Source organism: Sporomusa sp., from assembly GCF_057736855.1.
In genome coordinates, this window is the sequence record NZ_JBYKYF010000019.1 from 11292 (window position 1) to 17946 (window position 6655).

Sequence of the window (6655 nt, forward strand, 5' to 3'; positions counted from 1 at the left end):
TTCATAGGCTATGCCAGATTCCATATCCATATCCATACCTTCATTGACTGCCGCCTTACACAGCCTTACAGCTACCTCCGCACGAGACATAATTTTTTCTGCCAGTGTCTTGGCTGTGTTTAGCAGATCTTCGGGTTTTGTCACTTTGTTAACCAAACCAAGACGGTAGGCTTCCTGTGCATCAATGAGATCACCGGTAAACAATAATTCTTTGGCACGACCTTTACCAATCAGCCGGGGCAAGCGTTGGGTACCGGCAAAACCGGGTATAATGCCTAATGTCACTTCTGGCTGACCAAACTTAGCATTTTCCGAAGCAATCCGTATATCACAAGCCATAGCCAGTTCACAGCCTCCACCCAAAGCAAACCCGTTGACAGCAGCAATGACCGGCTGCGGCAGGTTCTCTAGCTTGTTAAACACAGCCTGACCAAATTTCCCCCACTTGCGGCCTTCCATAGCAGACAAATTTTTCATCTCGTTAATATCAGCACCAGCTACAAAAGCTTTGTCACCACTTCCAGTAACAATAACGACCTTAATGGTCTCATCTTGTGCAATAGTATTTAGCAGATCGTCTAATTCTTGTAACATGGCACCGTTTAACGCATTTAGCACCTTGGGTCTGCATAATGTAATGATTGCAATACCTGCATGGTTTTCAAACAATAAGTTTGTATACTGCATCATGATACCCTATCCTTCCTATATTTGTCAGACTTTATCAGTCAATTAGGTAGGGTTATTTACTATAATCGTAAAACCCCTTGCCAGACTTGCGTCCCAAATATCCGGCCTGAACCATTTTTTTCAACAATGGACAAGGACGGTATTTAGGATCGCCATAGCCCTCATACAAAACTTCCATAATAGACAGTACGGTATCATTACCTATAAGATCAGCTAACGCCAGAGGTCCCATTGGGTGATTAAAGCCCAGTTTAGCTACTTGGTCAATATCCTCAGCACTTGCTACCCCTTCCATCAAGGTATATATTGCTTCATTAATCATCAGCATCATAATACGGTTACCAACAAAACCAGGATAATCGGCAACTTTAACAGGTGTTTTTCCCAATGTTTCAGCTAATGCTTTTATGGCTGCAAATGTTTCTTCACTGGTAGCCAAACCATTAATAATTTCAATCAACTTCATGACAGGAGCAGGATTAAAGAAATGCATACCAATGACTTTATCAGGCCGCTGAGTAAAAGCTCCGATGGCAGTTATCGGCAATGAAGAGGTGTTGGTCGCTAAAATAGTATGCTTAGGACACTGTTTGTCGAGTATTTTGAAAATATCGCGCTTAATATCTGCATTCTCAGTAGCTGCCTCTATTACTAAATCTACATTGCATGCCGCAACATCAATTTCTACCGTGCCAGAGATCCGCGACAGGATAGTGTCTTTATCCTGTGTAGTCATCTTGCCCTTTTCCACTGCTTTGCTTAGGTTCCGTTCAATACTTGCTAGCCCTTTTTGGATAAACTCTGGCTTTATATCACGTACGATTACATCAAGCCCGCCTTGTGCCAATACCTGAGCAATCCCGCTACCCATCTGTCCTGCACCAATAACTAATGCCTTTTTAAAATCCATGTGTGTTTACCCCTCTTCCTCGCTGTCCCGTCATTAGCGATCTTGCTTGATTTTCTTAAATTCCTCAATTAATGCCGGCAACACTTCCATCACATCACCAACAATGCCATAGTTAGCTGCCTTAAAAATAGGTGCATTAGCATCTTTGTTAATAGCGATGATAATATCTGATGAAGCCATACCTGCCATATGCTGTATGGCTCCCGAGATACCGCAGGCAAAATATATCTTCGGACTTACGGTTTTACCCGTCTGCCCTACCTGATGCATCTGGGGCATCCAGCCTGCATCTACTACCGCTCTCGATGCACCCACTGCACCGCCAAGGACATTCGCTAATTCCTTAATTAACACAAAGTTTTCGGCCTTGCCCATACCTCTGCCGCCAGAAACGATAATCTCAGCTTCTTCTAAATTACAGGCTGCAGTACACACTTTGATAACATCAATAAGTTTGGTACGAATTTGTTTCGCATCGACAGTGCTTTTTACTCGTATAATTTCTCCAGTGCGGGAAAAATCTTGCTGAGGACGTTTAAATACTTTGGGACGTACCGTACCCATCTGGGGACGATGTTCTGGACACAAAATGGTAGCCATAATATTGCCGCCAAAGGCTGGGCGAGTCCAAGCCACTAAACCTGTTTGCTCATCAATACCCAAGCCAGTGCAGTCTGCTGTCAAGCCGGTTCCTACACGGCACGCCACTCTTGGCCCAAGATCGCGTCCGTCATTAGTAGCCCCCATGAGAATAACTGATGGTTTGTAGGTTTTAATTAAGTCAGTAAACACAGTAGCATAAGCATCAGTAGTATAGTGCTTAAACTCAGTACCTTCCACTAGATAGACGATATCAGCTCCGCTGGCAAATACTTCTTTCGCCAAATGTTCCACGCTATCGCCAATCAGAATTCCTGCCAATTTCTGTCCCATTGCATCTGCCAGTTTTCGACCCTCGCCTAATAGTTCATGTGCAACGCCTTTAGCTTTACCCTCGGCTTGTTCAATATACACCCATACGTTTTTATACTCATTCTTATCTATGTCTACAGTTTTTTCTTCTACTTTCCTGGCAATGGCACTAACCGGGCAAATATCCACACAGGCACCGCATTCGGTACAAGCTTCGCTGATATACGCCTTATCATCCTGCATGACGATAGCCCCAAAGGGGCACGAACTTTCACAGGCGCTGCAGCCGACACATTCTTCTGTATTTACTTTTACTGCCATGTTATTTTCCTCCCGTTACACAAGCTTGGATTCCGATAGTTTTTTCACTAGCATACTAGCCGCTTCCCGTGCGCTATTCGCCTGGATCATCTCTCCCTGTACCCTCTGCTGAGGTGTAAAAATACGTCGTACCTGCGTCGGGGAACCTTTAAGCCCGATGCGTTGAGGATCAACATCGATATCACTGGCTGTCCATACCGGAATTTCTGTGCGATTAGCCTTCAGAGCGCCTTTAATGGTAGGATAACGTGGCTCATTAATGCTTTTAAGAACAGTCAGCAATAACGGCAATTGAGCTTCCAGCAGCTCATATCCTTCCTCATATTCACGCTTTATTTTTACAGTTTGTCCAGTGACCTGAATCTCGGACACATAGGTAACCTGAGCCCAACCTAAATGTTCAGCTATTTCCGGTCCTACCTGAGCAGTATCACCATCTATGGCCTGTTTACCACAGATGACCATATCCACATTCCCGATTTTTCTGATAGCGGCTGCTAACGTATAGCTTGTTGCTAAGGTGTCAGCCCCGCCAAAGGCACGGTCACTAATGAGCAATGCTTCATCGGCTCCCATCGCTAAGCATTCTTTTAACGCCTCTTTCGCTTGCGGGGGTCCCATGGAGATAACAGTAACCTTGCCACCATGTTCTTCCTTAAGCCTAATAGCTGCCTCAACAGCATGTTTATCAAAGGGGTTCACAATACTTGGTACACCTTGGCGAATCAAGGTATTTGTCACTGGATCAATTTTTACTTCAGTAGTGTCAGGCACTTGCTTGACACAAACCACTATTTCCATTACTCTAATCCCCCTATATGCATCTGTTACAACATAGAATTTTTACCGCAAAACACTTGCGGAAACTACCATACGCTGTACCTGGTTGGTTCCTTCGTAAATCTGGGTGATTTTTGCATCTCTCATGAGACGTTCTACTGGGTATTCACGACTGTACCCATAACCGCCAAAAATCTGAACAGCGTCAACAGTAACCTCCATGGCAACATCGGAAGCAAACATTTTGGCCATAGCGGCTTCCTTAGAATAGGGCAATCCCTGATCTTTTAAATACGCAGCACGATAAACCAGCAAACGAGCAGCATCTACCTTGGTTGCCATGTCTGCGAGCATAAAGGCAATCGCTTGATTTTTCGCTATTGGTTTACCAAATTGTACCCGTTCTTTAGCATATTTTATGGAATGATCTAACGCTGCCTGGGCAATACCGAGGGCCTGAGCGGCAACACCTATTCTACCGCCGTCAAGCGTGCTCATGGCAATCTTAAAGCCCTCACCTTCTCTGCCCAGCATGTTTTCTTTAGGCACTTTCACATCTTGAAAAATGAGTTCATTGGTTATCGAAGAATGAATACCGAGTTTATGCTCTTTTTTGCCAAAGGTAAAGCCCGGCATTCCTTTTTCCACAATAAAAGCAGTAATGCCTTTTACACCTTTTGACCTGTCAGTGGTCGCGAATACTACATATATTTCAGCTTCTCCCGCATTAGTAATAAAGATCTTACTGCCATTGAGTACATAATGGTCACCATTTGCCACCGCTACGGTTTGCTGAGAGGCAGCATCCGTTCCAGCATTAGGTTCAGTTAAGCCAAAAGCACCCAGTTTCCCTCAGCTAGCGGCACCAAAAATCTTTGCTTTTGCTCTTCTGTTCCAAAGGCATAGATAGGCCATGCACACAGGGATACGGTTGCCGACAATGTAATTCCTACGCCTGCATCGACACGGGACAGTTCCTCTACAGCTAAAATATAACTTAGAACATCAGCTTCAGCTCCACCGTATTTTTCGGGAAAACAAATACCGGTAAACCCCAATTTGCCCATGGCATCTACAATTTCGCGAGAAAATTCTTCTTTCTCATCCCGTTCGGCAGCACCTGGCGCCACTTCTTTCTCAGCAAAATCACGTACCAGTTTTTGGATCAATTTTTGTTCTTCAGTAAGATGAAATTGCAAATATATCCCTCCATCCTTCATAGCGGCAAAATAATGGTTACATACGTTCCACAATAATTGCCATGCCTTGTCCACCACCAATGCATAAAGTGGCAAGCCCAAGTTTAGCTTCTCTTTGTTCCATGGCATGCAGCAGCGTTACCAATATTCGAGCACCACTGGCACCGATAGGATGACCTAAGGCAATAGCACCACCATGTACGTTTACCCTGTCTTTGGGGAAACCCAATTCTTGCCCTACTGCTAAAAACTGAGCAGCAAAAGCCTCATTGGCTTCAATCAAATCAATATCATCTATCGTTAAACCAGCTTTCGCCAGAGCTTTTTTTGTAGCTGGTACCGGGCCCATCCCCATGATACTGGGATCAACCCCCCCTGAACCAAAGGAACGAATACGGGCTAACGGTTTAATCCCCAATTCACGAGCCTTATCGCCTGACATGATGACAAGTGCTGCCGCGCCATCATTTATACCGGAAGCGTTGCCAGCCGTAACTGTTCCGTCCTTTTTGAAAGCTGGCTTGAGAGATTCCAATTTTTCCAGAGTAGTGCCTGCCCGCGGATGCTCGTCAGTATCAAAAACAATATCTCCCTTTTTGCCTTTGATAATAACCGGCACAATTTCTTTCTTAAAAGCACCACTCGCAATTGCCGCCAGAGCCTTTTGCTGTGACTCACAGGCATACTGATTTTGGGCCGTTTTGGTAATACCATAGCGTTCTGCTACATTTTCAGCCGTAATCCCCATATGATAATCATGAAAAGCGCACCACAAACCGTCTTTTATCATAAGATCATACAGCTTGGCATCTCCCATCCGGTAACCCCAGCGGGCTTTAGCATCCAGCACGTAAGGTGCATTCGTCATACTTTCCATGCCGCCGGCAACAATAATGTCACCATCACCAACCATGATTGCCTGTGCTGCCAGCTGGACGGCTTTAAGGCCTGAGCCACAAACTTTATTGACAGTAAAAGCAGGTACTTCTACAGGTATTCCAGCTTTAACAGCAGCCTGTCGTGCAGGATTCTGTCCCAAACCGCCCTGCAAAACATTGCCTAACACAATCTCATCTACCATACTATTGGAAATACCTGCCCGTTTAAGAGCCTCATTAACAACTATACTACCTAGCTCAATTGCCGATACGGAAGCTAAGGAACCATTAAAACTACCAATTGCTGTTCTAACAGCGCTAGCAATAACAACTTCTTTCATGTCATTCACTCCTCGTCAAAATTTGCAATAGCCTGAGCGCCTTCGAGTTCCAGCCATTTCACAAACAAGACTTTTTTTAGCTTAATCCTGATCGCAGTATAGCCTTCTTTGACTTTAAGCGCCGCTGGATAATACACTGTAACCGAATCTATTTCAGCAACACAATAGCCTTCTCGTTTTGCTACCATTGGCGAGGTCATAGCTATTGTCGGTACGTAACTACCTGTTACGCGCTTGCCAGAACAGGCTCAGCCACCAATAGCCGGTTCAAATGTAAAGCCAATAACTAAGGCGGCAGAGCGTTTCTTTATATACTCTACGGCATCCCTGTCAATCACAAACATGGCCTCTATGCCCCCCTGCTGTAATTTTGTACATTTTTTACAACAGCGGTTACATCCTCAAGCATTATATCTTGTAAAAATTCTGCTTCTGCCAAAGTCATTTCTTCATTGGTTACGAATAAAAGATCTAAAATATTCTTGCCTACCAACCTGCTTACAGCGTTAATACCGCCCTGCTGGTACGCCGGTAACAGGATGGTGTCAAACATCTCCATATCGGCTGGCGAATAGTCAAATACCTTGCACCAAGCATGTAATAATTCGGTTTCCTGCATACCGG

Annotated in this window: 5 protein-coding genes and 3 pseudogenes; all 8 read right to left on the reverse strand. The window is 44.6% G+C overall.

Annotated elements, in window-relative coordinates:
* The coding region (locus AC29Z1_RS02550; RefSeq protein WP_488269890.1) for an enoyl-CoA hydratase-related protein at positions 1-690 on the reverse strand (690 nt) is incomplete at its 3' end.
* 52 nt (positions 691-742) lie between these two features.
* Complete coding sequence (locus AC29Z1_RS02555) at positions 743-1600, reverse strand: 3-hydroxybutyryl-CoA dehydrogenase (protein ID WP_488269891.1); 858 nt, start codon at positions 1598-1600, stop codon at positions 743-745.
* Between the two features lie 33 nt (positions 1601-1633).
* Complete coding sequence (locus AC29Z1_RS02560; protein ID WP_488269892.1) at positions 1634-2833, reverse strand: FAD-binding protein; 1200 nt, start codon at positions 2831-2833, stop codon at positions 1634-1636.
* Between the two features lie 15 nt (positions 2834-2848).
* The gene (locus AC29Z1_RS02565) at positions 2849-3634 is read right to left on the reverse strand and encodes an electron transfer flavoprotein subunit beta/FixA family protein (protein WP_488269893.1); all 786 of its coding nucleotides are present in this window, start codon (positions 3632-3634) and stop codon (positions 2849-2851) included.
* Positions 3635-3676: 42 nt separating this feature from the next.
* Positions 3677-4812, reverse strand: a pseudogene (locus AC29Z1_RS02570) (acyl-CoA dehydrogenase).
* 37 nt (positions 4813-4849) lie between these two features.
* Positions 4850-6031: an acetyl-CoA C-acetyltransferase gene (locus AC29Z1_RS02575; protein ID WP_488269894.1), complete on the reverse strand. Its 1182-nt coding sequence runs from the start codon at positions 6029-6031 to the stop codon at positions 4850-4852.
* A gap of 5 nt (positions 6032-6036) precedes the next feature.
* A pseudogene (locus AC29Z1_RS02580) lies at positions 6037-6246 on the reverse strand (hypothetical protein); the annotation flags it as partial.
* A 134-nt stretch (positions 6247-6380) separates the two neighbouring features.
* Positions 6381-6655 (reverse strand): annotated as a pseudogene (locus tag AC29Z1_RS02585) (hypothetical protein); the annotation flags it as partial.

Excerpts from the sequence above, each read along its gene's own strand:
- AC29Z1_RS02565 (WP_488269893.1), bottom strand. The coding sequence starts at position 3,634 with ATGGAAATAGTGGTTTGTGTCAAGCAAGTGCCTGACACTACTGAAGTA.
- AC29Z1_RS02560 (WP_488269892.1), bottom strand. The coding sequence starts at position 2,833 with ATGGCAGTAAAAGTAAATACAGAAGAATGTGTCGGCTGCAGCGCCTGT.
- AC29Z1_RS02555 (WP_488269891.1), bottom strand. The coding sequence starts at position 1,600 with ATGGATTTTAAAAAGGCATTAGTTATTGGTGCAGGACAGATGGGTAGC.
- AC29Z1_RS02575 (WP_488269894.1), bottom strand. The coding sequence starts at position 6,031 with ATGAAAGAAGTTGTTATTGCTAGCGCTGTTAGAACAGCAATTGGTAGT.